The sequence below is a fragment of the Arthrospira sp. PCC 8006 genome (genome assembly GCF_046480465.1).
In the GTDB taxonomy this organism is placed as follows: domain Bacteria; phylum Cyanobacteriota; class Cyanobacteriia; order Cyanobacteriales; family Microcoleaceae; genus Limnospira; species Limnospira platensis.
Genome location: NZ_PKGG01000652.1, coordinates 1 through 287, shown reverse-complemented (window position 1 = coordinate 287; position 287 = coordinate 1). Strand labels below are relative to the sequence as shown.

General features: G+C 69.3%; 1 protein-coding gene. It reads left to right on the top strand.

The window, feature by feature from the left end:
- A partial coding sequence (locus tag B9T16_RS29740) for a UDP-N-acetylglucosamine 2-epimerase (protein ID WP_410246500.1) occupies positions 1 to 287 on the top strand: 287 nt, incomplete at both ends.

Sequence of the window (287 nt, the reverse complement as noted above, 5' to 3'; positions counted from 1 at the left end):
CCGATCTGCACTTTGCCCCGACCGCCAATGCCGCCGCTGCCCTGCGCGCCGAAAACGTGCCCGAAAGCGCGATCCACGTCACCGGCAACACGGTGATTGATGCGCTGCTGGCGGCACGAGCGAAAATCACCGCCTCCCCGGCGCTCGCGCCCACGATCGCGCCGCTGAAAGCGCGCTTCGCAGGCAAGCGGATCATTGCGGTGACCGCCCATCGGCGCGAGAACTTCGGTGACGGGATGCGTCAGATCGCGGCGGCGCTTGGCCAGTTGGCGGGGCGGGGCGACCAC